At 63.1% G+C, this 24,511-nt stretch carries 22 protein-coding genes; 12 read left to right on the top strand and 10 right to left on the bottom strand.

Annotated elements, in window-relative coordinates; genetic code table 11:
* Positions 1–128: 128 nt before the first annotated feature.
* Positions 129–1,076 (top strand): LysR family transcriptional regulator, encoded by a 948-nt coding sequence (locus tag N5D48_RS12245; RefSeq protein WP_279884496.1) that lies wholly within the window; start codon positions 129–131, stop codon positions 1,074–1,076.
* Here the strand turns inward: N5D48_RS12245 and N5D48_RS12250 are convergent.
* Entirely contained in the window at positions 1,018–1,236 is a 219-nt protein-coding gene (locus N5D48_RS12250; RefSeq protein ID WP_050707572.1) for a hypothetical protein, read from the bottom strand. The two genes, N5D48_RS12245 and N5D48_RS12250, sit on opposite strands and share 59 nt — an antisense overlap.
* A 199-nt stretch (positions 1,237–1,435) precedes the next feature.
* Positions 1,436–2,302 carry a transcriptional regulator HexR gene (gene hexR / locus N5D48_RS12255; protein WP_023630201.1) on the bottom strand — a complete coding sequence of 289 codons (867 nt, stop codon included), beginning with the start codon at positions 2,300–2,302 and terminating at the stop codon, positions 1,436–1,438.
* A gap of 103 nt (positions 2,303–2,405) precedes the next feature.
* On the opposite strand from hexR, the gene zwf reads away from it, so the two are divergent.
* Together zwf and N5D48_RS12265 are read left to right on the top strand one after the other, a co-directional pair.
* On the top strand, positions 2,406–3,848 hold the full coding sequence (zwf, locus tag N5D48_RS12260) for a glucose-6-phosphate dehydrogenase (protein ID WP_279884455.1): 1,443 nt from the start codon (positions 2,406–2,408) through the stop codon (positions 3,846–3,848).
* Positions 3,849–3,941: 93 nt separating this feature from the next.
* Positions 3,942–4,259: a hypothetical protein gene (locus tag N5D48_RS12265; protein ID WP_279884457.1), complete on the top strand. Its 318-nt coding sequence runs from the start codon at positions 3,942–3,944 to the stop codon at positions 4,257–4,259.
* 21 nt (positions 4,260–4,280) lie between these two features.
* Here N5D48_RS12265 and N5D48_RS12270 read toward each other — a convergent pair whose 3' ends face one another.
* On the bottom strand, positions 4,281–7,157 hold the full coding sequence (locus N5D48_RS12270; protein ID WP_279884459.1) for an EAL domain-containing protein: 2,877 nt from the start codon (positions 7,155–7,157) through the stop codon (positions 4,281–4,283).
* Between the two features lie 239 nt (positions 7,158–7,396).
* Here N5D48_RS12270 and uvrD point away from each other — a divergent pair, with 239 nt between their 5' ends.
* The 3 genes from uvrD (at position 7,397) to N5D48_RS12285 (ending at position 11,182) form a co-directional block, all read left to right on the top strand.
* The gene (gene uvrD, locus N5D48_RS12275) at positions 7,397–9,580 is read left to right on the top strand and encodes a DNA helicase II (protein WP_279884461.1); all 2,184 of its coding nucleotides are present in this window, start codon (positions 7,397–7,399) and stop codon (positions 9,578–9,580) included.
* A gap of 232 nt (positions 9,581–9,812) precedes the next feature.
* Positions 9,813–10,661: a TIM44-like domain-containing protein gene (locus N5D48_RS12280; RefSeq protein WP_279884463.1), complete on the top strand. Its 849-nt coding sequence runs from the start codon at positions 9,813–9,815 to the stop codon at positions 10,659–10,661.
* A 113-nt stretch (positions 10,662–10,774) separates the two neighbouring features.
* On the top strand, positions 10,775–11,182 hold the full coding sequence (locus N5D48_RS12285) for an SMI1/KNR4 family protein (protein ID WP_279884465.1): 408 nt from the start codon (positions 10,775–10,777) through the stop codon (positions 11,180–11,182).
* 143 nt (positions 11,183–11,325) lie between these two features.
* Here the strand turns inward: N5D48_RS12285 and N5D48_RS12290 are convergent, their stop codons facing one another.
* A complete protein-coding gene (locus N5D48_RS12290; RefSeq protein ID WP_279884466.1) occupies positions 11,326–13,080 on the bottom strand; it encodes a cation:proton antiporter in 1,755 nt (584 codons plus the stop codon).
* A gap of 324 nt (positions 13,081–13,404) precedes the next feature.
* On the opposite strand from N5D48_RS12290, the gene N5D48_RS12295 reads away from it, so the two are divergent.
* Positions 13,405–13,890 (top strand): acyl-CoA thioesterase, encoded by a 486-nt coding sequence (locus N5D48_RS12295; RefSeq protein WP_279884469.1) that lies wholly within the window; start codon positions 13,405–13,407, stop codon positions 13,888–13,890.
* On the opposite strand, the gene pdxY is transcribed toward N5D48_RS12295, so the two are convergent.
* Positions 13,887–14,759, bottom strand: coding sequence for a pyridoxal kinase PdxY (gene pdxY, locus N5D48_RS12300; protein ID WP_279884472.1), 873 nt, complete (start codon positions 14,757–14,759; stop codon positions 13,887–13,889). The genes N5D48_RS12295 and pdxY overlap by 4 nt on opposite strands.
* Positions 14,760–14,879: 120 nt before the next feature.
* Here pdxY and N5D48_RS12305 point away from each other — a divergent pair, with 120 nt between their 5' ends.
* Positions 14,880–15,272 (top strand): DUF3301 domain-containing protein, encoded by a 393-nt coding sequence (locus N5D48_RS12305; RefSeq protein ID WP_279808233.1) that lies wholly within the window; start codon positions 14,880–14,882, stop codon positions 15,270–15,272.
* On the opposite strand, the gene N5D48_RS12310 is transcribed toward N5D48_RS12305, so the two are convergent.
* From N5D48_RS12310 to zigA, 3 genes are all read right to left on the bottom strand, one after another.
* Positions 15,273–16,247 carry a CobW family GTP-binding protein gene (locus N5D48_RS12310; protein WP_279884475.1) on the bottom strand — a complete coding sequence of 325 codons (975 nt, stop codon included), beginning with the start codon at positions 16,245–16,247 and terminating at the stop codon, positions 15,273–15,275. It abuts the gene before it with no gap.
* A gap of 64 nt (positions 16,248–16,311) precedes the next feature.
* Positions 16,312–16,929 carry a DUF1826 domain-containing protein gene (locus N5D48_RS12315; RefSeq protein ID WP_279884478.1) on the bottom strand — a complete coding sequence of 206 codons (618 nt, stop codon included), beginning with the start codon at positions 16,927–16,929 and terminating at the stop codon, positions 16,312–16,314.
* Positions 16,926–18,134, bottom strand: a complete 1,209-nt coding sequence (gene zigA, locus N5D48_RS12320) for a zinc metallochaperone GTPase ZigA (protein ID WP_279884480.1) — start codon at positions 18,132–18,134, stop codon at positions 16,926–16,928. Before zigA ends, N5D48_RS12315 begins: the two co-directional genes overlap by 4 nt.
* 110 nt (positions 18,135–18,244) lie before the next feature.
* On the opposite strand from zigA, the gene N5D48_RS12325 reads away from it, so the two are divergent.
* Positions 18,245–18,622: a glutamine synthetase gene (locus N5D48_RS12325; protein ID WP_279884483.1), complete on the top strand. Its 378-nt coding sequence runs from the start codon at positions 18,245–18,247 to the stop codon at positions 18,620–18,622.
* Positions 18,623–18,644: 22 nt separating this feature from the next.
* A complete protein-coding gene (folE2, locus tag N5D48_RS12330; protein ID WP_279884485.1) occupies positions 18,645–19,526 on the top strand; it encodes a GTP cyclohydrolase FolE2 in 882 nt (293 codons plus the stop codon).
* A gap of 21 nt (positions 19,527–19,547) precedes the next feature.
* Here the strand turns inward: folE2 and N5D48_RS12335 are convergent, their stop codons facing one another.
* Entirely contained in the window at positions 19,548–20,075 is a 528-nt protein-coding gene (locus N5D48_RS12335; protein WP_279884487.1) for a DUF3617 domain-containing protein, read from the bottom strand.
* A 129-nt stretch (positions 20,076–20,204) separates the two neighbouring features.
* Here N5D48_RS12335 and cls point away from each other — a divergent pair, with 129 nt between their 5' ends.
* The gene (cls, locus tag N5D48_RS12340) at positions 20,205–21,644 is read left to right on the top strand and encodes a cardiolipin synthase (protein ID WP_279884489.1); all 1,440 of its coding nucleotides are present in this window, start codon (positions 20,205–20,207) and stop codon (positions 21,642–21,644) included.
* 44 nt (positions 21,645–21,688) lie between these two features.
* Here cls and cfaB read toward each other — a convergent pair whose 3' ends face one another.
* Entirely contained in the window at positions 21,689–22,873 is a 1,185-nt protein-coding gene (gene cfaB / locus N5D48_RS12345) for a C17 cyclopropane fatty acid synthase CfaB (RefSeq protein WP_279884491.1), read from the bottom strand.
* Positions 22,874–23,086: 213 nt separating this feature from the next.
* On the opposite strand from cfaB, the gene lpdA reads away from it, so the two are divergent.
* Positions 23,087–24,487 (top strand): dihydrolipoyl dehydrogenase, encoded by a 1,401-nt coding sequence (gene lpdA, locus N5D48_RS12350; protein WP_279884494.1) that lies wholly within the window; start codon positions 23,087–23,089, stop codon positions 24,485–24,487.
* Positions 24,488–24,511 lie beyond the last annotated feature (24 nt).

Below are 24,511 nucleotides of genomic sequence, written 5' to 3' on the forward strand. Positions count from 1 at the left end.
CGCATATTCACCCTAGCGCCGAAGGTGGATAAACAAAAATCAATATTTGTTAGGGGTAGTATTAGCAAAAGCTTATAGTTAGGTAACAAGGTTTTGCCGGAGCCCTGAAGAAAATGCGTAAGTCCTTGATGCGTATGACTTTGCGCCAACTGCAAGTGTTCAACGAAGTGTGTGACCTGCGCTCCTACAGCCGGGCGGCCGAGGAGATGGCGCTGACGCAACCCGCCGTTAGTCTACAGATCCGCCAGCTCGAGGAGCTGGTCGGCCAGCCGCTGTTCGAGTACGTCGGCAAGAAGCTCTACCTGACCGAGGCGGCAGAAGCGCTGCAACGCGCCAGCCGCGATATCTTCGGGCGCCTGGAGAACCTCGACATGCAGCTGTCGGACCTGCAGGGCTCATTGCAGGGGCAGTTGAAACTGGCGATCGAGTCCAGTGCCAAGTACTTCGTGCCACACCTGTTCGCCGCCTTCAAGCAGCGCCACCCGGAGGTCAACCTCACCCTGACGGTGGTCAACCGAGCCCAGGCGATCCGGCGCCTGTCGGACAACCGCGACGACCTGACCATCATGTCCATGGTGCCCCAGGACATGGGCCTGGAGTTCCTGCCGTTCCTCAACAACCCGATCGTTGCCGTGGCGCCGCCGGATCATCCGTTGTGCAAGCTCGAACAGCTGCGCCTGCAGGACCTCGAGCCTCATGCCCTGCTGGTCCGCGAGCAAGGGTCGGGCACGCGCAAGGCCTGCGAGGAGTTCTTCAAGGACAAGCGCGTGCATTTCACCCAGACCCTCGAGGTGGCCTCCACCGATGCCCAGCGCGAGTGCGTGGTGGCCGGCCTGGGCATCGCCCTGCTGACCCGCCACGCGGTCAACCTGGAGCTGGCCACCGGCGTGCTCAGGGAACTGCCGGTGGAGGAATTGCCGTTATACCGCAGCTGGTGCCTGGTGCAGTCCAAGAACAAGCGCCAGTCGCCGGTCGCCTTGGCGTTCCAGGCGTTCATCCGTGGCGAACGTGCGCAGATCAGCGGGCTTGTGCAGCGTTTCTCGGGGAAGTTGCCGCCGATACCTGCCACACCGTGATGTCCTGCAGCTCGGGGTAATCGGCCAGCTCGCGCAGCAGCTGGCGCTGGTCGCAGTAGCTTTCGATCGCGCGGCGGAACTCCATGCGGCGCTGGTCCTTTTCCTGCTGCTTGCGAGCCTTGGCGTTGGGTTGGTACACACCTGCGTGATCATGTGCCATTGCCTGTCTCCCAGATAGGATGCGGGGAGTTTCAGACTGGCAAGCTTGTTTTGCCGTTTCGCTGCCAAAGGGTGACAGATCGATGAATTCTGTCGGCCCATTCGCGGGTAAACCCGCTCCCACAGGTATTCCACTGTTATCAAGGTCAGTGGGGGACCTGTGGGAGCGGGTTTACCCGCGAAGAGGCCGGTACAGGCGATCAGTCGTCGGTGGCCTTGATCGACTTGGGCGACAAACGCAGGCTGCGCAAGCTGCGCTTCACGCTCTTGAGGTGGTTGACCAGGCTCGGTCCGCGGGCCATGGCCACGCCCATGGCCAGCACGTCGATCACTACCAGGTGAGCGATACGCGAGGTCAGCGGGGTGTAGATCTCGGTGTCTTCATGCACATCGATGGCCAGGTTGACCGTCGACAGTTCCGCCAGCGGCGTCTGGCTCGGGCACAGGGTGATCAGGTTGGCCCCGCTCTCGCGCACCAGGTTGGCGGTGATCAGCAGGTCCTTGGAGCGCCCCGACTGCGAGATGCACACCGCCACATCGCCCGGCTTCAGGGTAACTGCCGACATGGCCTGCATGTGCGGGTCGGAGTAGGCGGCGGCGCTGAGCAGCAGGCGGAAGAACTTGTGCTGGGCATCGGCCGCGACCGCGCCGGATGCGCCAAAGCCATAGAACTCCACACGCTGCGCCTGGGCCATGGCCGTCACCGCCTGCTGCAAGGCCTGGGGATCGAGGTGCTCGCGCACTTCCATCAACGTATGCAGGGTGGTGTCGAAGATCTTCAGGCTGTAGTCGGCGACCGAGTCGTCTTCATGGATGGCGAACTGGCCGAAGCTGGCCCCAGCGGCCAGGCTCTGCGCCAGCTTGAGCTTGAGATCCTGGAACCCCGAGCAACCGATCGCCCGGCAGAAACGCACGATGGTCGGCTCGCTGATCCCCACGCTGTGCGCCAGGTCGGCCATCGAGCTGTGCATGACGGCAGCCGGATCGAGCAGCACATGGTCGGCCACTTTGAGTTCCGATTTGCGCAGCAGGTGGCGCGATTGGTCGATATGTTGCAACAGATTCACGGGCTGGACTCGGTTATGATCGGCGTGCCGGGATGTAGCTTTCTTGTAGTTATACTACATGCTTGCCAACCCGCCCAGCTAAACGAACGTGGAGAGTGGTGGCTTGACGATTCCTTGCGACATCCTGGTCTTCGGCGGCACGGGCGACCTGGCCCTGCACAAACTGCTCCCGGCGCTCTACCACCTGTATCGCGAGGACCGCCTGCACAACGCCGTGCGCATCATCGCCCTGGCCCGGCGCAACCTGCCGCGCATCGACTACCTCAAGCTCGCCGAGCGCCACTGCCGGGCGCAGATCGCCCGTCAGGACTTCGAAGAGGACGTGTGGCAGCGTTTTTCCGCGCGCTTGGACTACTTCCCCATGGACGCCGCGCAAAGCGCCGACTTCGGCCGCCTGGCCCGCTACCTGGGCGAGCCCGGCGGGCTGACGCGCATCTACTATCTGGCCACCGCGCCCAAGCTGTTCGTGCCCATCGCCAACCACCTGCGCATCGCCGGCCTGGCAGACAGCGAGGCACGCATCGTGCTGGAAAAGCCCATCGGCCACTCGCTGGAATCGGCCCACGCGATCAACGAAGCGATCGGCGCGGTGTTCGACGAGTCCCAGGTCTTTCGCATCGACCACTACCTGGGCAAGGAAACCGTGCAGAACCTCATGGCCCTGCGCTTCGCCAACGCCCTGCTGGAGCCGGCATGGCGCAACGGCCAGGTCGACCATGTGCAGATCAGCGTCTGCGAAACCCTCGGCGTGGAGAATCGCGGCGCCTACTACGATCGAGCCGGCGCCACCCGCGACATGTTGCAGAACCACCTGCTGCAGTTGCTGTGCCTGGTGGCCATGGAGCCCCCGGCACAGTTCGAGGCCGAGGCGGTGCGCGACGAGAAGGTGAAGATCCTCCGCGCGCTCAAGCCCATCACCGGCCAGGACGTGCAGGACAAGACCGTGCGCGGCCAATACGGCGCCGGCAGGATCGGCGGCCAGGAAGTGCCGGCCTACTACTTCGAGAAGGACGTGGACAACGACAGCGACACCGAGACCTTCGTCGCGGTGCAGGCGCACATCGACAACTGGCGCTGGGCCGGGGTGCCCTTCTACCTGCGCACCGGCAAGCGCATGGCGCGGCGCTCGTCGCAGATCGTCATCCAGTTCAAGCCGGTGCCCCATGAGCTGTTCAGCGGCGGCCAGGTCAACCAACTGCTCATTCAGCTGCAGCCGGACGAGCACATCAGCCTGCGCATGATGACCAAAAGCCCGGGCAAGGGCATGCGCCTGGCACCGGTCGAGCTGGACCTGAACCTGGCCCAGGCTTTCGCCCAGACACGCCGCTGGGATGCCTACGAACGGCTGCTACTGGATGTGCTCGAGGGCGACTCGACGCTGTTCATGCGCCGTGACGAGGTCGAGGCGGCCTGGGCCTGGATCGACCCGATCCTGCAGGGCTGGGAAGAACACTTCCAGGCCCCGCGCCCCTATCCGGCCGGCAGCAACGGCCCGGAGCAGGCCAGCAGTCTGTTGGCGCGCCAGGGAAGACACTGGCACAGCTGAACATTTTCCTGCTGATTCAGGCATGGCATAGCGAACGAAAATTGGATCCACAGCGACGCATTCCGCGCCGCTCTGAACACAAGGATTCAAAACATGATCATCGAAACCAAAGGTTGGATTGCCCAGAACGACAAGATGCCGGGCGACCCAGGCTTCCGTGTCTACGGCACCGTGGTCACCCCTCACCCAGGCTTCGAAGTGACCCTGAAACCACGCGCCATCCAGGACAAGTCCCACGCCCTGGCGCTGGACCTGGAATCGAAGGCGCTGGCCGGCATCTTCCTGCAAGCCCTGGACCGCAAGTCGGTGAGCTTCGAAATGCCAGGCGACCACAGCCACATTCCGAAAGTGGATATCTTCCACGACGACCAGCTGATCGCCAGCATCACCGATATCATCGAAACCCACTGATCGCCGCAAGACGCCCCATGATCACTGCATAAGGTGCATCATGGGCCGCTCCAGCAAGGCCCGGAACGCGACCGCGTCTACCGGTCGGCTGATCAGGTAACCCTGGACTTCATCGCAGCCATGCTCACGCAGGAATGCCAGCTGCTCCAGGGTTTCCACCCCCTCGGCCACCACTTTCAACTGCAGGCTCTTGGCCATGGCGATGATCGCCCGGGTTATCGCGGCGTCCTGGCTGCCCTCGAGCAGGCCGCGGATGAACGCCTGGTCGATCTTCACGTAATCGACCGGGAAACGCTTCAGATAGCTCAGCGACGAGTACCCGGTGCCAAAATCGTCGATGGCCAGTTTTACCCCCAGTTCGTGTAACTGCTGGAACGTGGCGATGATGTGCTCGACGCTGTCCAGCAACCGGCTCTCGGTCAGTTCCAGCTCCAGCAGCTGAGGCGCCAGCCCCGACTCCTGCAACACCTGGCGAACCAGGCTGACCAGCTTGCCCTGGCGCAATTGATACACCGACAGGTTGACCGACACGCGTATCTGCACCCCCTGCCTCAACCACTCGCATGCCTGCCAGCAAGCCTGGCGCAGGACGAATTCGCCCATCGGCGCGATCAGCCCGGTCTCTTCCGCCAGGCCGATGAACTCGCTGGGCGGCACCATGCCCCACTGCGGATGCTGCCAGCGCACCAGGGCCTCGGCCGCCTGCAACCGGCCCGTGCGCAGGCACAACTTGGGCTGGTAATAGACCAGCAACTGGCCGTCGTCGATGGCCTTGCGCAGCTGGTTTTCCAGCTGCAGGCGCTCGAGGGTGCTGGCGCGCAGGCTTTCGGTGTAGAACTGGAAGTTGTCCCCTCCCAGATGCTTGGCGTGCTGCTTGGCCATGTCGGCCTGACTGACCAGCGCATTGAGATCGAAGGTGGCGTCAGACAGCACGCTGATGCCCACCGAAGCGCTGATCACCACCTCGTGCCCGCCGACCCGCTGCGGCACCCGTAGCTTGTCCAGCAGGCGCGTGGTCACCCGCACCAGGCTGGACAGGTTGCTGTAGCCGTCGAACAGCACGGCGAATTCGTCACCCGACAGCCGCGCCACGGTGTCGGCCTCCGGCACCGCATTGGCCAGGCGCTGGGCCATTTTCTTGAGCAACTGGTCGGCCAGTTCGTGGCCGAGGCTCTCGTTGAGCTGCTTGAAGCGATCCAGGTCCACATGCAGCAACGCCAGGCTGCGCCCGTTCAGGCGTACGCGCTGCGTGGCCTCGTGCAGGCGCAGGCGGAACAGCGCGCGGTTGGCCAACCCGGTCAGGTCGTCGTAATGAGCCAGATAGCGCAGACGTTCCTCCGACTCGCGGCGAGCCGACAGATCGGTGAAGAAGCCGACGATATTGACGATTCTGCCCCGTGCATCGCTCACGCTGTTCAGCTGTAGCCATTGTGGATACAGCTCGCCGTTCTTGCGCGCCTCCACCAGCTCACCCTGCCAGCGACCCTGCTGCTCCAGCGCCTGTTCGATGAACTGACTGTGACGTCGCGCGTCGCGACTGCAGGGCAGCTCGAGGGCATTGCGAGCGATCAGTTCGGCACGACCGTACCCCGTGACGTCGCAGAACGCCTGATTGACCGCCAGCAACTGGAAGTCGGCGTCAAGGATGGCGATACCCTCGCTGGCGGCCTCGAACACCGTGGCGGCCAGGCGCTGCTGCTCCTCCTGCTCCTTCTGCGCGGTGATGTCTCGGCGGGTACCGAGCATGCGCACGACCTTGCCATCGGCATCGGTCTCCACCGCCCGACCACGGTCCTCGATCCAGCACCAGTGGCCCTGGGCATGACGTACGCGGTATTCGACACGATAGTCCTCGGTCTGCCCTTTCAGGTGCTCGACCAGCGTGCGCCGTACCAGAGACAGGTCATCCGGGTGCAGCAGCGGCTTGAGATCGGCCCGCACGGAGCGAACCTGTTCGGCGTCGATGCCGAACAGCGCGTGCAACTGGGTGTGGTGGACCTCGTCGGTGAGCAGGTTCCAGTCCCATAACCCCAGTTCACTGGCATCGAGCGCCAAGGCCAGGCGTTGCTCGCTCTTGCTCAAGGCCTGGTTCGCCAGGTCCAGTTCGTGGCTGCGCTGGGCTACACGTTGCTCGAGGCCGGCCTGGGCCTGACGCAGTTCATCCTCGGCCCGGCGGCGCTGACGCACCTCGGCGCTGAGCTGGTGGTTGAGGTCTTCGGCATGCTGCTGGGCACTCTGCAGGTGCTCGATCAGCGCCTGGTTCTGAAAGCGCCGCAACAGGCCACGCTCGATCAGGCGGTTGACCTGCCAGGCGACCACCATCAACGCCCCCAGGAGAATCAGGCCCAGCCAGCCCCACCCGCGCTGCTGCCCGGCATCGTAGAAGAACAGAAAGGCGATCGGCGGCAGCAGGCAGGGCAAGGCGAAGCTGAGAAACGCCGTCAGGCTGACCGCATAGGCGACGCTGGCCGACAGCGCCGCCGCGCCGAGCAGGCCGAAAACCCATGCCTGCTGCACGAAGTCGTCAACCGGCGCCAGCGCGATCGCCGCGCAGGCCAGCGTGAAGCCACTGAACGCCGAGCCCAGCAGGAACATTCGTCGCCATGCCGGCCTGGCCTGTCGGACTGGCGTGGCCGCCTCGAATGCCGCCACCTGGATCACTCGCAGGGCCACAAGCGCCAGCAACCAGGCCATCCATACGCCAACCAGCAGATAGCGCGCAGGGCTCCACAGCAGCCATGCGCAGAGCAGGCCGTTGAGCAACATGAACAGGGTGGGCAGCAGAGAGCCCTGGTACAGCAGACGGGTGCGCTCGATCGAAAGCTGCGTGGCGAATTGCCTGCGAACGCTCCGTGATGTCTGCGGCGATGTGCCGATCGCCGTGAAATCCTGGGTCATATGGCTGGATTCTTATGGAGTTCTTGTTATGGCTGACCGCAAATGTGCAGGGAGCATACACAAGCGTCGCGTCGGACCAAACTGCTCCAGGTCAGGAATTCGAAAATGTCTCGTGCGTCGCAGTGCGACTGCTCAACCACGCCGCCTGGCCAATCTCACCGACGAATGGTCACAAGCGTCTTCGGCGATTTGCGACGCGCGCGTTTGCCCCTGCCTGCGCACAGCCATAGAATGCGCGGATGCACAATGACGACCTCTCTCTCCTGCTGAACTCCCTCAACGACGCCCAGCGCCAGGCCGTGGCGGCCTCTGTGGGGCGCCAACTGGTGCTGGCCGGCGCCGGCTCGGGCAAGACCCGCGTGCTGGTGCACCGTATCGCCTGGCTGATCCAGGTCGAACAGGCCTCGCCGCATTCGATCCTGTCGGTGACGTTCACCAACAAGGCCGCGGCGGAAATGCGCCAGCGTATCGAGCAACTGCTGGGCATCAACCCGGCCGGCATGTGGGTGGGCACCTTCCACGGCCTGGCCCACCGCCTGTTGCGCGCCCACTGGCAGGAAGCGGGGCTGGCGCAGAACTTCCAGATCCTCGACAGCGACGACCAGCAGCGCCTGATCAAGCGGGTGATCCGCGAGATGGGCCTGGACGAGCAGAAATGGCCCGCGCGCCAGGTCCAGTGGTTCATCAACGGCCAGAAGGACGAAGGTCTGCGCCCACGGCACATCCAGGCCAGCGGCGACCTGTTCCTGGCCACCATGCGCGACATCTACCTGGCCTACGAACAGGCCTGCGACCGCGCCGGGGTCATCGACTTCTCCGAGCTGCTGCTGCGCGCCCTGGACCTGTGGCGCGACCACCCGGACCTGCTCAAGCACTATCAGCGCCGCTTCCGCCACATTCTGGTGGACGAGTTCCAGGACACCAACGCCGTGCAGTACGCCTGGCTGCGCCTGCTGGCCAGCGGTGGCGACAGCCTGATGGCGGTGGGTGACGACGACCAGTCGATCTACGGCTGGCGTGGCGCCAAGATCGAGAACATTCACCAGTACACCGCCGACTTCCCGGATGCCGAACTGATCCGCCTGGAGCAGAACTACCGCTCCACCGGTGGCATCCTCAAGGCCGCCAACGCCCTGATCGCCAACAACAGTGGACGCCTGGGCAAGGAGCTGTGGACCGACATGGGCGAAGGCGAGCCGCTGACGCTCTATGCCGCGTACAACGAACATGACGAAGCGCGCTACGTGGTCGAGACCATCGAAAGCCTGGTCAAGCAGGGCAACGCGCGCAGCGAGATCGCCATCCTGTACCGCTCCAACGCCCAGTCGCGGGTGCTGGAAGAGGCCCTGCTGCGTGAACGCATTCCCTATCGCATCTATGGCGGCCAGCGCTTCTTCGAACGCGCCGAGATCAAGAACGCCATGGCCTACCTGCGTCTGCTCGAAGGCCGTGGCAACGACGCGGCCCTGGAGCGGGTGATCAACGTGCCACCACGGGGCATCGGCGAGAAGACCGTCGAGACCATCCGCGAACACGCCCGTCACAACCAGCTGTCCATGTGGGATGCCATGTGCCAGCTGTTGGCCGCCAAGGCCCTCAAGGGCCGCGCCGCCAGCGCCCTGGGCGCGTTCATCGAGCTGCTCGAGAATCTCGCCGCCAAGGTGCTGGACATGCCGCTGCACCTGATGACCCAGACCGTCATCGAGCAGTCCGGGCTGATCATCTATCACCAGGAAGAAAAAGGCGAAAAGGGCCAGGCCCGGGTAGAAAACCTCGAGGAACTGGTCAGCGCCGCGCGCAACTTCGAAGCCAGCGACGAAGATGCCGACCTCTCGCCATTGTCGGCGTTCCTCGGCCACGCCTCGCTGGAGGCCGGCGACACCCAGGCCGATGAGCATGAGGACAGCATCCAGCTGATGACCCTGCACAGTGCCAAGGGCCTGGAGTTCCCGTACGTGTTCCTGGTGGGCATGGAAGAAGGCCTGTTCCCGCACAAGATGAGCCTGGAAGAACCCGGTCGCCTGGAAGAGGAGCGCCGTCTGGCCTACGTGGGCATCACCCGCGCCATGCGCCAGCTGGTCATGACCTACGCCGAGACCCGCCGCCTGTATGGCAGCGAAACCTATAACAAGGTGTCGCGCTTCGTACGGGAGATTCCAGCCGGGCTGGTACAGGAAGTGCGCCTGTCGAACACCGTCAGCCGCCCGTTCGGCGGCGCGAAGGCGCCGGCAAGCAGCCTGTTCGCCAACGCCAGCATCCCGCAGACCGCCTTCAGCCTTGGCCAGCGAGTGCAGCATGCGGTATTTGGCGAAGGCGTGATCCTCAACTTCGAGGGCTCCGGCGCCCAGGCGCGGGTGCAGGTGAACTTCTCCGAGGGCAGCAAGTGGCTGATGCTGGGCTACGCCAAGCTCGAAGCTATCTGACTGTCGCTCCCACAGGCCTCGCGGATCCTGTGGGAGCGGGTTTACCCGCGAACACGGGCGAAGCCCGTGCCAGGCACCGCGTCACCTTCTTCGCGGGTAAACCCGCTCCCACACGACCCTGACCGTCCTTACGATCAGGCAAAAGCTCGAAACATCTTGTCGCTGGCTATGTCCTACAGTTCATGTGCAACATGACGCGCGTGCAATCCACACAAACGGGAACCCCCAACTTATGCAACGTTTTCTTAGCATCGCTCTGGCGCTCTGCGTCGGCCTGACGCTGAGCCTCGACGCCAACGCCAAGCGCTTCGGTGGTGGCAAGAGCTCGGGCTCCGCGCCAATCCACCAGACTCGCCAGGCAACCCCGACCACGCCTGCCGCCGCCCCGACCGCTCCAGGCCGCGCGCCTGCCGCCGCCAGCGGTGCTTCGCGCTGGCTGGGCCCATTGGCCGGCCTCGCCGCCGGTGGCCTGCTGGCTTCCATGTTCATGGGCGACGGCTTCCAGGGCATGCAGATCCTCGACTTCCTGATCATGGGCCTGATCGCCTTCCTGGTCTTCCGCTTCATCGCCGCGCGCCGCCGCCAGCAGCAACCGCAACACGCTGCCGCCGGCCACGCCCCGTACCAGCGCGAAGCCCAGCCACAGGCAGCTCCACAGTCGATCTTCGGTGGCTCCGCCGCGCCGGTCGCCTCGCCTGTGATCAACGCTCCGGCCTGGTTCAACGAAGCCAGCTTCCTGGCCGCCGCCCGTTCGCACTTCCAGTCGCTGCAGCAGCACTGGGACGCCAACGAGATGGACAAGATCGCCGAGTTCGTCACCCCGCAGATGCTCGAGTTCCTCAAGCGCGAGCGTGCAGAGCTGGGCGAAGGCTTCCAGTCGACCTACATCGATGACCTCGATGTGCAGCTGGACGGTGTCGACGATCGCGCCGACCAGACCGACGCCACCCTGACCTTCCGTGGCGTCTCGAAGACCTCGCGCTTCGACCAGGGCGAAGCCTTCAGCGAAAGCTGGCACATGGTGCGTGCCCACGGCGAGAACCAGCCTTGGCTGGTTGCCGGTATCCGTCAAAACGGTTAACCGCCGCACGTTGCACAAAAAACCCCGGGCCTGTCCCGGGGTTTTTGCTTTTGCCAGAGCGGCCTACTAGGGTATAACGCGCAGCGTTGTCATAAGGTCAGAGGATGTGAACCGTGGAAGAAGTGATCGAACAACTCCGTGAAGCCAACGAGCCGGTGCCGGTGCCGCTGGAACTGCCGGACGAGGATCAGCTGGTCGAGATCGAGGAAGAGCTGTTCATCAACATACCGTTCGTGTTCAAGGAATACCTGCTGACCGTCAGTGATGTGGTGTACGGCAGCCTGGAGCCGGTGACCGTCACCGACTCGCAATCCCATACCTACCTGCCGGAAGTGGCGGCCAATGCATGGGACGCAGGCGTTCCACGCGACCTGATCCCGATCTGCCAGGACGGCGACGATTATTACTGCGTCGAGGAAGACGGCACTGTCGTGCTCTGGTCCGGCGAAGAAGAGATTGTCACCGAGGAAAGCTGGGAGTCGGTCTGGCACTGGGCGAGGGATGTCTGGCTGGAAAGCTGAACGCAAAATGCCCGCACAAATTGATGGCCTATAGCCACCAATCACTCGTAGAATCGCCAGGCTTTCTGCGCCTGGCGACATTGCTACCGCTCCATCCCCTCGGACGACGATGAAGCCTCGCGCAGAAGGCTTCGCGCTCAGCGCTAATGATCGCGATTGTTCTCCAGCGTCTCCAGCAAGGCCACCTGCATGCGCGTATGCACGCGGATGAGCCAGCGCCACAACAGCGCCACCACCACCGCCGCCACCACCGCGATGATCAGCAACAGCTCACTGGTCGGCAGGATGCTCGCCGACAAGGCCGAGAGCAGCAGGAAGATCACCAGCAACGACAGCAGCGGGATCACCTCGGCAATCACCCGCCGCACGCGCTGGGTATGCCGCCCGGCCATTTCCGCCTTGACCCCCATCTCCGCCAGCAGCATCGACAGTGCCTTGAGCTTGCGATAGGCCGCAATCAGGAAGGGCAGCGACAGCAATAGCGCCGCGCCCCAGATCAGCGCCTTCTGCTGGCCGACATCGCCCACCCACTCGCTGAGCCAGGAGCCGATGCGCCCGGCGAAGTAGCCTCCGCTGAAGAAGATCGCGATCACCAATGCCAGGTTGACCCCGACCTGCAGCAGGATGCGCCGGATCATCGCCGCCAGCATGGCGCCTTCGCCCTGCGGCTGAATGCTGCGCAACCACTCGCCATACAACGACAACACCCGCGCCAGGCGGCTCGGCACCACCTTGCCCAGCTTGATCGACAGCGGGTCGGCGGCGCGAATCAGGTACGGCGTCAGCAAGGTGGTGATGGCCGATACGGCCACCGCCACCGGGTAGAGGAAGTCACTGGTGACCTGCAGGGTCATGCCCAGGGCAGCGATGATGAAAGAGAATTCGCCGATCTGCGAAAGCCCCATGCCTACGCGCAGCGAGGTACGCCCATCGTTCCCGGCAATGAACGCCCCCATGCCACAGGACAGCATCTTGCCCAGCACCACCGCCACGGTGATGACCACGATCGGCCAGGCATACTCGACGAGGATCTTAGGATCGATCATCAAGCCGATGGCGACGAAGAAAATCGCGCTGAACAGGTCGCGAACCGGCTCGATCAGGCGCTCGATCTTAAGCAACTGCCGCGACTCGGCCATGATCGCGCCGATCAGGAAGGCGCCGAGCACCATGCTGTACTCGAGCTTGACCACCAGCAGGCAGAAGCCGAAACACAGGCCCAGCACGGTGATCAGCAGCATCTCGTTGCTTTCGAATTTCGCCACGTAGGCCAGCAGCCGAGGCACCAGCAGGATGCCAATGACCAGCGCGACGATCATGAACAGCGACAACTTGCCCACGGTGGAAAACACCTCGCCGGAACTCACCGAGCCGCTGACGGCGATCCCCGACAGCAGCGCGATGATGCCGATGCCGAGGATGTCCTCGACGATCAGCACGCCGAAGATCAGCTGGGCGAAACGCTCGTTCTTCATCTTCAGGTCGTTGAGCGCCTTGACGATGATGGTGGTCGAGGAGATCGCCAGGATCGCCCCGAGGAACAGCGAATCCATGGTGTTCCAGCCGAACCAGCGACCGATCTCGAAACCGATCCAGATCATCAGGACGATTTCCAGGAACGCGGCGATGAAGGCCGTGGCGCCGACCTTGAACAACTTGCGCAGGCTGAACTCCAGGCCCAGGCAGAACATCAGGAAGATCACCCCAAGTTCGGCCAGGGTCTTGATGGTGTCTTCGTCGTGGATCAGGCCGAACGGCGGCGTGTGCGGGCCGATGATGAAGCCGGCGACGATATAGCCCAGTACCACTGGCTGCTTGAAACGGTGAAAGAGAATGGTGACCACCCCGGCGACCAGCATGATCACCGCCAGATCCTGGATGAAACTGATGGCATGCATGGCGTGATACTCCTTGTTTTCAATGCACGGGGCGGACCGTTCCTCTGCCGGAAAACCCTGACCGAGGTGCGGGCACATACTGTCTTGGTAAACGGAAAAGCCCACGTTGCATGGGCGCCGTCAGGTTAACATCGCGTCTTGCCGCATTTTGCCAATGCAATATGCAGAAACAGATCGGCAGATTCGACACCGCCGATGGCAAGATTGGCGTGACGATGGAGCGTCAGCCGACGTCCCGTACCAGGATGGGAAACCTCAAAGAGGGGAACAGAAGTGTCTGCAGATACCCGCCCCGATTCAGCGCAAACTCACCGTGAGCTCTCTATGGAACCTGGAAACGCCCAGCTGACCATGACCGTCCTGATGACACCGGACATGGCCAACTTCTCTGGCAACGTACATGGCGGCACCCTGCTCAAGTACCTCGACGAAGTCGCCTACGCCTGTGCCAGCCGCTATGCCGGCAGCTACGTGGTGACCCTGTCGGTGGACCAGGTGATCTTCCGCGAACCGGTGCATGTCGGCGAGCTGGTGACCTTCCTGGCCTCGGTCAACTACACCGGCAATACCTCGATGGAGGTGGGCATCAAGGTGGTCACCGAGAACATCCGCGAGCGCTCGGTGCGCCACTCCAATAGCTGCTTCTTCACCATGGTCGCGGTGGACGATGACCGTCGCCCGGTGAAGGTGCCGCCGCGCCAGCCGCAGAGCAGCGAGGAGAAACGCCGCTTCCTGCAGGGGCAGCAGCGCCGCCAGATCCGCCAGGAGCTGGAGCAGCGCTACCAGAACCTCAAGACCGACGCCATTTAGTACAGCAGGCGCTGCGCCTCGAAGCGTACGCGTGGATGGGCGATGCGATCCTGGGCCCGCACCAGTTGCAGTTCATAGCTGGCGCAGGCCTGGGTCTCCAGCAGCACTTCATGCACCGCGGCAGCGGTGAACTCGAAGGCCTGCAGCCAGCTGTCGCCCAGCAGCACGCGGGCGAGGAACAGCCCCGACGTCAGGTCGCCCACGCCCACCGGCTGACGCGGGAAGGCCAGCAAGGGCCGGCGCAGATGCCAGCTGCCCTCGCGGGTCACCAGCAGCATCTCGAACGCGTCATCGGCTCGCCCTGGATAGTTCAGGTGCTTGACCAGCACCACCTGCGGACCACGTTCCAGCAACCCGCGCGCCATGCCCACGCAATCCTCCAGGGACTGCGCGCGACGACCGCAGAAGCTGTCCAGTTCCAGCTGGTTGGGACACAGGATGTCAGCCTTGGCGGCGGCCTGTTCGAGCAGGAACTCACTGACTTCGGCCGGCACGATGCAGCCTTTCTCTGCATGGCCCATGACCGGATCGCACAGGTACAGGGCCTTGGGGTTCACCGCCTTGATCCGCTCGACGCCAGCAAGGATGGCCCGCCCCTGTTCGGCAATGCCCAGGTAGCCCGACAGCACCGCATCGCAGTGACCCAGCTCGCCGATGTTGGAAATGCCTTCCACCAACGCAGGAATTTGCGCTGGGGCAAGCACTTCCCCGGCCCACTGGCCATACTGAGTGTGGTTGGAGAACTGCACGGTGTTCAGCGGCCAGACATTGACCCCGACCCGCTGCATCGGAAACACCGCAGCGCTGTTGCCAGCGTGTCCGAAGACCACATGGGACTGAATGGCGAGCAGGTGTGGTGTACGTTTCATGCAGGGCGATTCCGAAACTGTGTGAATAAATGTGCGGCCCGCAGTATGAACCCGATTGCCATCTGTACGACAGGCCAGAGACGCAGTTAAGCTGGATCTACCTGTCTGGAGCTTACGTAGATGCTGACCCTGGAAAACCTTTTCGTCCTGATGCTGGTGGCGACCGCCGGCGCCTGGCTGTGGCACAACCACGGGCTGCGCGAAAAGGCCCTGGCGCGGGTCAAGCAGCATTGCGCCAAGCTCGACCTGGAACTGCTCGACGATGCCGTGGCGCTCAAGCGCATCGCCTTCGTGCGTGACGCCAATGGCCGCAAACGCCTGGCCCGCATCTACAACTTCGAGTTCACCGTCACTGGCGAGCAGCGCCACCCTGGCACGGTCACGCAGTTCGGCGCGCACACCATGCAGATCGAGCTGGCCCCCTATCCGTTCGAGATCAAGACCCCGCCGCGAAGCGACAACGTCATCGAAATGCAGCAATGGCGCCAGGAACATAACCGCTGGCGCAATTGATCACCCGCTGACGAGACAATTCGCGACGGCCGCCTGCAGGGCCGACAACGGCTGCGGCCGATCGAAGATCAGCTCGATGCGTGAATCCTTGCGCCAATCACTGGGGCGCCATGCCAATGCCTCGCCTTCGAGGCCGTTGAACGACTGCCACGCATCCCGGCTGTGGATAACACCCTTGGCCCGACGCCACGGCCATCGTTCGAGCAATGCATGCAGACGCTCCACGTCGAAACGCTGGCTCGGATGCCAACGCCAGCCAATGCTCCAACCGCCCTCGCCCTGCTGGAACAGGCAAATCGGCTGACGCGGGTCTGTCCACAGCGCCGGGGGAGCGATCGGCGTGCTATCCACAGGTGACTCGGCTGCCCTGGCAGCGTTTGCCAGCGTACCTGAAGACCTTGGAAGATCGGCGAGAGCCAAGGCCCCCTGCTCCGTCCAGGCCACCGGCACATCCGCTAACGATGAAGTTATCAACAGCCGTTTTTTTTCATCCACAGCACTCGACTTGTTCAACACCAGCAATCCCGCCTGTTCCATGGCCTGCTGCTGCGCTGCAGGCACAAGCTCTCCGCGGGCCAGGGCCGCGCAATCGAGGACCATCAGCAACGGCTGCACCGCCAGCACACCGGTCCAAGGCGCCTGGCCCAATTGCTCCAGCAATTGCAGCGGGTGACCGAGCCCGGAGGGCTCGATGAACAAGCGGTCCGGGCGCGCCTTGCGCAGCAGGCGACCGAGACCTACCCGAAATGGCGCGCCATTGACGCAACACAGGCAACCACCCGCCACTTCGCCAATGGCAATGCCCGTCTCGTCACTGTGGAGCAAGGCGGCGTCGATGCCGATCTGGCCGAATTCGTTGACCAGCACGGCCCAGCGTTCATCGGTCGGACGTTGACTGAGCAGATGACGGATCAGGCTGGTCTTGCCAGCGCCGAGTGGGCCGGCGATCACATGGGTGGGAATGTTCTGCAGCATGGCTCAGCGTCAGCATGGATTCATGGCAGTCTATACCGGCCTGATCATGGGGCAAGCCCGTGGATCAGGCCAACCAGTCCAGACTCAGCAACAAGCGCCGTTCACCCGCTGGCGTCGAAGGCGAACGATGCACCAGGCCCGCGCCTTCGTTGCCCAACCACCTCTCACCCTTGAGCAATGCCACATCACCCGCCACCAGCCGACGAAGGTTATCCACAGACGGTTGATCGTGCTGCAACCTCGAACGATCGATCGCCCCCTCCTCCAGCCATTCACTGCCGGCACCGGCGTAGGTGCTGAGCAAGCGCAACGGCACATGATCCACATGCATGCGCGGACACATCGCCCCCTCCAGCACGCGCAGGCGCACACCGATCCGCCGGGCGCCCAGCAGGCAGGTATACGCCGCCACCAGCCAGCGCACATCGGCGACGAAACCCTCGTAACCGTGTAGATCAGCGGTTTCCCTGAGCAAATCCACAAGCACCGGTGGCTGGCGCTCATCCACCTCGATCACCCGCTCATCGGACAGCGTCTGGCCGAGGCTGAGCACCAGGCTGGCGAAGTCCTCCACCTGTGCGGGCAAGCGGCGCTGCCACACTGCCAGATTGACGCCGTCCTGGAGAATGTCAGTCATCACCTGGGGCGATGTACCGAAGACCTGGCGGATATCCACAGTCATGCCGCGACGTCCTCATGCCAGGCCCCGAATGGATCGGGCAGCCGCAACCAGCCCATTGGCCCGAGCTCCATTTCTTCGTCATCCAGCAGGCAGGCCTCGAGTTCTGTGGATAACTGTGCAAAATCGATGTTCTGCCCAATAAAGACCAGCTCCTGCCGGCAGTCACCACTTTCCACCGACCAGTGCTCGAGGATCGCCGCGGTGCTTTCTTCATCCTGGGGCCATTGCTCGCGGGGCACGAAACGCCACCAGCGCCCCGCCAGCCCATGGCGCATCATGCCGCCGGCCTGGGACCAGCTACCGGCCTCGCGAAACTTGCTGGCCAGCCAGAAGAAACCTTTGGAGCGCAGCAGCCGGCCATTGCTCCAGGGCTTGTGGACAAAGTCGAAGAAACGCTGCGGATGGAACGGCCGACGCGCCTGCCAGGTGGTGGCGGCAATGCCGTACTCTTCGGTTTCCGGCACATGCTCGCCCCGCAGCTCCTGCAACCAGCCCGGCGCCTGGGCGGCCTGGTCGAAATCGAACAGACCGGTATCGAGTATGCGCGACAGCGCCACCTGGCCCATGACCATCGGCACGATCTGCGCCCGAGCATTGAGACTGCGCAGGATGGCGATCAACTCTTCGCGTTGGTGCTGGCTGATCAGGTCGATCTTGCTCAACAGCAGCACATCGGCGAACTCGACCTGTTCGATCAGCAGGTCGCTGATCGAGCGCTCGTCTGCTTCGCCCAAGGTCTCACCACGGCTGGCAAGACTGTCGGCAGCCTGGTAGTCGTGCAGGAAGTTCAAGCCATCGACCACGGTGACCATGGTATCCAGACGCGCCATGTCGGACAGGCTGCGGCCCTGTTCATCGCGGAACGTGAATGTCTCGGCGACCGGCAGCGGCTCGGAGATCCCGGTGGACTCGATCAACAGGTAATCGAAGCGGCCCTCGCCAGCCAGTCGCGCCACCTCTTCCAGCAGGTCCTCACGCAGCGTGCAGCAGATGCAGCCGTTGCTCATCTCCACCAGTTTTTCTTCCGCGCGATTGAGGCTGACATTGCGCTGAACCTCACTGGCATCGATATTGATTTCACTCATGTCGTTGACGATCACGGCGACGCGCAGATTGTCGCGGTTGCGCAGGACATGGTTGAGCAGCGTGCTCTTGCCGGCGCCGAGAAAGCCGGACAGCACAGTGACAGGAAGGCGGTTGGACATGACAGACCTCATCGGGCAGGCGCATTCGAAACGATGCATTGCGCAATGTTATATTATAACAATACAATTTCGCCAAGCCGTGTTGACCGAACGGTTGTCTGGAGAGCCACATGAAAGTCACTGCCTGGGTTGCGCTGCTGTTGTTCGTGCTGCCCTCACAGCTGTTCGCCATGCCGCGTACCGACCTTGCGCTATGCACACGCAGTGCGACCTTGCTGGCGTGCCAGGACAGCAAGGGCAACTACTACAGCGTGCGTACCGAGGGCAGCACCTTCTACCTGCGCGGGTTTGAAGTGGCGAGCAAGCGCCTGTGGGCACAAACCAACAGCCGCTATGGATCGCTGATGTTCTTCACCGGCCTGGCCAGTGACGGTGAAGCCTGGGTCGGCTACAGCCGACGCATTGGCTGGACCACCCTCAACCGCGTCTCCAGCTCCAGCGGTCAGCGTTTCGATCTGCATTGCAGCCTGGTCGGCGGTTGCCGCTGACCATCATTCCAGGATTCCAGCCATGACCAGCCTCACCCTCCCCGACATCGCCGCACAAGACAGCCAGCAGGCCCTGCCGCTGGATTGGGTCGGCATGTGCGGCATTGCCCTGCCGCTGCATATCGACGGCCGCAGCCTGAGCGCACACGCCGATGCTGGCGTGAGTCTGGACGATGGCGCAGCTCGGGGAATACACATGTCTCGGCTGTACCTGGCGCTGGAGGCGTTGGAACAGCAGGCACTGAGCCCACAGCTGATTCGCCGGACACTCGAACGCTTTCTCGCCAGCCATGAAGGGCTCTCGGACGCGGCCTACCTGCGCTTGTCGTTCGGCTATCTGCTCAAGCGTCCGGCCCTGGTCAGCCCGCTCGCAGGCTGGAAAAGCTACCCAGTGAGCATCGACGCACAGCTGAAAAAGCAAATGTTCCACGTGGAACTATCCGTGGATATTCCTTATTCCTCGACCTGCCCCTGCTCCGCAGCATTGGCTCGCCAGCTGATCCAGGAGCGCTTCGATCAGAACTTTGCTGGCCAGACAGTCGAGCGGGAAAGGGTTCGCCAATGGCTGGGCAGCAGCGACGGCATCGTCGCCACACCCCATAGCCAACGGAGCATGGCCAAGCTCAAGGTCAGGCTGGAAGGCAGCGAGATCCAGCTGACCGAGTTGATCGACATTGCCGAGCAGGCGTTGGGGACGGCGGTCCAGACAGCGGTCAAGCGTGCCGACGAACAGGCCTTTGCCTTGGCCAATGGGCAGAATCTGATGTTCTGCGAGGATGCCGCCAGGCGCCTGCATGGGGCGTTACGGCAGCTAGAGGGCGTGGGCGGATTCAGCGTGCGCGTGGAACACGCAGAAAGCCTGCACGCCCACGACGCGGTGGCGGTCAGTCGGCATCGCTGGTAGATCTTGCCAACCGGAACAGGCTCAGGTACGCGGTTTCACTGTTCCGCAATCGGCCCCCAACCAGACCGCCCGAGTGTCCATGGCGCCTTGCTGCTGGACACCCGATGCATTGAACGTGCCGTTGACCTTGGTCAGAAACTCGCGGTCGCTGAGGAAAGTCGCCTGACCTTGTCCCTGCGCCTTCGGGCAGCTGAACTGGAACTTCCAGACATTGCCGTTGCGCTCGGTGATCTTCTGCGTACAGCCCGACTGCGGATCCTGCAGGGGAATGTCATTGGTCTTGACCTGTTCCGGAGTCAGGCACGAGCGCACACCCTTGCCACCCACCGTGATGCCCTGCTTGGCCAGAGCGCCCTCCATCATCGCCCGTTGCTCGGGTGGCAGGTTCTTCAACTGGCCAAGCATGAATGCCATGTCTGGCAGCGGCTTGCCGTCGACCTGCATATTGCTGGTGGTCAGTTCCCATAAGCCAGGTTGCAGCATCTGCGCGTGAACCAGCGGGCTGCCCAGCCCCAGGACCAGGGCGAGCAATGGCAGACGAATCTTCATGGATGAAAGCTCCTCGAAATACCGGCTCCGGCCGGACTGAGCCTTTAGACGGCAAAATCGCCTGCAGGTTGCAGGCGACCCCTTGAACGTGGTCTGTTAGCGGCAGTGCTATTGGCAAGCAGGATGCGTATGGATTACCACAGCCCCTACTTCTTCGGTTACTTGCTCGGCGTCATTCATTTGCTCGGTTTCATCGCCGCCCTGCATGCGGTGTTCACCGTGCGTACCGCCCAAGGCGCGATTGCCTGGGCGATGTCGCTGTTGTTCATTCCTTACCTCACCCTCATCCCATACCTGGTGTTCGGCGCCCGCTCCTTCTATGCCTACATCCAGGCCAGGCGCCAGGCCAACCAGGAGATGCACGTGGCCATGGCCAACCTGAACTGGCGCCCCTGGGTCGAGGAGGCGCTCACGGCGCGGGAGTCGGACAGCTATGCCGCCCTGCGTGCCATGCCCAAGCTGGGGCGCATGCCATGCCTGGCCAACAACGAGGTGAAGCTGCTGATCGACGGCGAAGCCACTTTCGAAGCGATCTTCGCGGCCATCCGCGCGGCACGGGATACCGTGCTGGTGCAGTTCTTCATCATTCACGACGACGCCCTGGGCAAAGAGCTGCAACAACTGCTGCTGCACAAGGCCGCCGAAGGGGTACGTATTTTCGTGCTCTACGACCGGGTCGGCAGCCATGCCCTGCCTGCCAGCTACAGCCAGGTGCTGCGTGACGGTGGCGTGCAGATCGAAGCCTTCGCCACACGACGTGGCTGGTTCAACCGCTTCCAGGTCAACTTCCGCAACCACCGCAAGATCGTGGTGGTCGATGGCGTGCAAGGCTTTCTCGGGGGCCACAACGTAGGCGACGAATACCTGGGCGCTCACCCCCGGCTCTCGCCCTGGCGCGATACTCATGTCCAGATCAGCGGCCCGGTGCTGGCCTGCCTGCAGGAATCCTTCGCCGAGGACTGGTACTGGGCCACGCGCCAGCTGCCACCGCTGATCCTGCCCGATGCCTACCCCGAAGACGGTGTGCTGTGTCAGGCCCTGGCCAGCGGCCCGGCCGATCCCCAGGAAACCTGTGCGCTGTTCTTCCTCGAAGCGATCCACTCGGCCACCCGCCGGGTGTGGATCACCAGCCCCTACTTCATTCCCGACGAAGCCATCTTCGCGGCCTTGCGCCTGGCGGTACTGCGCGGTGTCGACGTGCGCATCCTGATCCCTTCGCGACCCGACCATCGCATCGTCTATGCCGCCTCCAGCCTGTTCGCCTTCGAGGCGGTTCGGGCGGGAGTGCGCATGTTCCGCTACCAGCCTGGTTTCCTGCATCAGAAGGTGGTGCTGGTGGACGACGAGGTCAGCGCCATCGGCAGTGCCAATCTCGACAACCGATCGTTCCGGCTGAACTTCGAGATCACCTTGCTCACGGTGGATCGCGCCTTCGCCGATCAGGTCGAGCAGATGCTGGAAAATGATTTCGCCCAGGCCAGGGAGATCACCGCGGAAGACAGCCGCGACACCCATCGCCTGCAGCAACTGGGGATGCGCATTGCGCGCTTGATCTCGCCTATCCTCTGAACGCGCCGGCGTGCCCAGGCAGGGCAGGCACGCCGGGCTGAAGGTCAGCGATAGAGGTCCTCACGGGTCCATGGCAGGTCGTGATGACCATCGGCGTAAGGCTTCGCCGCGAGAATCTGGTGCAGGTTGATCCAGCCCTTGGAGAAGGCGTAGGCGCAACCGGCCAGGTACAGGCGCCAGATACGCAAGGTCTTCTCCGGCACCAGCGCGGCGGCGCGGTGCAACTGGTTCTCCAGGTTCTCGCTCCAGTGGTTGAGCGTCTTGGCGTAGTGCAGGCGCAGGCTCTCGATATCCACCACCTCCAGGCCCGCTTCGCAGATCCGCGCGGTGATCATCGAGATATGCGGCAGCTCGCCATGGGGGAAGACATAGCGGTCGATGAAATCGCCCGCGCCACGCCCCACCGGGCGGCCATCGACATGCTTGGCGGTGATGCCATGGTTCATTACCAGGCCGCCTTCGCGCACCGCGGCGAACAGTCTCTGGCAATACAGCTCCAGGTTGGCATGGCCAACGTGTTCGAACATGCCGACGCTCACCACCTTGTCGAAACGACCGTCCTGGGGCAGGTCGCGATAGTCGAGAATCTGCAGGTCGACCTTGTCGGCCAGCCCCTCGTCCTTGACCCGTTGCCTGCCCAGCTTCAGCTGCTCTTTGCTCAGGGTGATACCGAACACCTTCGCGCCGTACTCACGAGCAGCGAAGCGCGCCAGCCCGCCCCAACCGCAGCCGACATCCAGCAGATACTCGCCGGCCTGCAGGCGCAGCTTGCGGCACAGATGGTCGAACTTGTCCTGCTGGGCCTGGGCCAGCGTGTTGTCCGGTTCCTTGAAGTAGGCGCAGGAGTAGGCCATGTCCGGATCGAGCCACAGTTGGTAGAACTCGTTGGACAGGTCGTAGTGATAGGAAATCGCTTCGGCGTCGGTCGTCTTGTCGTGGGCGGTACGTACCGGCACGCTCTCTTCTTCATCCTTGAGCAGCGCTTCGCTGAGCTCGTCGCAGACCCGGATGACTTCGCCGATATCACCCTCCAGCTCCAGCTTGCCTTCGACGAAGGCCGCGCCCAATTCGTCGAGGTTCGGGTGAGTGAGCTGAGTGATCAGCTGAGGTTCCTTGACCAGGATGGTGACCTGCGGACTCGGTCCCAGATCGAACTGGTTACCGTCCCAGAGCTTGACGCGCAAAGGCAAGTGCAGGCTCTGCAACGCAGGTGGAAGTTGCGCAAGCATTCATGACCCTCCCCTTCATAGATACGGGACGTCACGTCTCAACTTGTCGGACGTCACCGGATCAGGGTAGTTCATCCGTGCGAAGTTTCCGTTAATCGCGACCATAGTCTAGAGCTATCTGATCAGCTTACGGCCAACGGATTGTATACAATTTTCCGCGCCGGGATTAACCTTGTGCCCCTCTCGCTTCCTCACACTCTCGGAGTAAAACCCATGAAATCCTATGACGTGGTGATCATTGGCGGCGGCCCCGGCGGCTACAACGCGGCGATTCGCGCGGGTCAGCTGGGCCTGAGCGTGGCCTGTGTCGAAGGGCGTGCGACCCTCGGCGGTACCTGCCTCAATGTAGGCTGCATGCCCTCCAAGGCATTGCTACATGCTTCCGAACTGTACGAGGCGGCCAGTGGAGAAGAATTCGCCCACCTGGGCATCGAGGTCAAACCGACCTTGAACCTGGCCCAGATGATGAAGCAGAAAGATGAAAGCGTGACCGGCCTGACCAAGGGCATCGAGTACCTGTTCCGCAAGAACAGGGTCGACTGGATCAAGGGTTGGGGGCGCCTGGACGGTGTCGGCAAGGTGATCGTCAAGGCCGAGGACGGCAGCGAAACCACCCTGCAGGCCAAGGACATCGTCATCGCCACCGGCTCCGAGCCCACGCCGCTGCCCGGCGTGACCATCGACAACCAGCGCATCATCGATTCCACTGGCGCCCTGTCGCTGCCCCAGGTGCCCAAGCACCTGATCGTGATCGGCGCCGGGGTGATCGGCTTGGAGCTGGGTTCGGTGTGGCGCCGCCTGGGCGCCGAAGTGACGGTGATCGAATACCTTGATCGCATCTGCCCTGGCACCGATGAGGAAACCGCCAAGACCTTGCAGAAGGCCCTGGCCAAGCAAGGCATGACCTTCAAGCTCGGCAGCAAGGTGACCCAGGCCACATCCAGCGCCGACGGCGTCAGCCTGACCCTGGAGCCCGCCGCCGGTGGCAACGCCGAAACCCTGCAGGCCGACTACGTGCTGGTGGCCATCGGTCGCCGCCCTTACACCAAGGGCCTGAACCTGGAAAGCGTGGGGCTGGAAACCGACAAGCGCGGCATGCTCGCCCACGACCATCACCGCAGTGCGGTCCCGGGCATCTGGGTGATCGGCGACGTCACCTCTGGCCCGATGCTGGCGCACAAGGCCGAGGACGAAGCGGTGTCGTGTATCGAGCGCATCGCGGGCAAGGCCCATGAGGTCAATTACAACCTCATCCCCGGCGTCATCTACACCCGACCGGAACTGGCCAGCGTTGACAAAACCGAAGAACAGCTCAAGGCCGAAGGCCGCGCCTACAAGGTTGGCAAGTTCCCCTTCACCGCCAACAGCCGGGCCAAGATCAACCATGAGACCGAAGGCTTCGCCAAGGTCATCGCCGACGCCGTCACCGACGAGGTGCTGGGCGTACACCTGGTGGGCCCGAGCGTGAGCGAGATGATCGGCGAATTCTGCGTGGCCATGGAATTCTCGGCCTCGGCCGAGGACATCGCCCTCACCTGCCACCCGCACCCGACCCGCTCCGAGGCCCTGCGCCAGGCGGCGATGAATGTGGATGGGAAAGCGATGCAGATCTGATGCAAAGCCTTGCGTTAAGCTGCT

The sequence above is a fragment of the Pseudomonas sp. GD03858 genome (genome assembly GCF_029840925.1).
Classification (GTDB): Bacteria; Pseudomonadota; Gammaproteobacteria; order Pseudomonadales; family Pseudomonadaceae; genus Aquipseudomonas.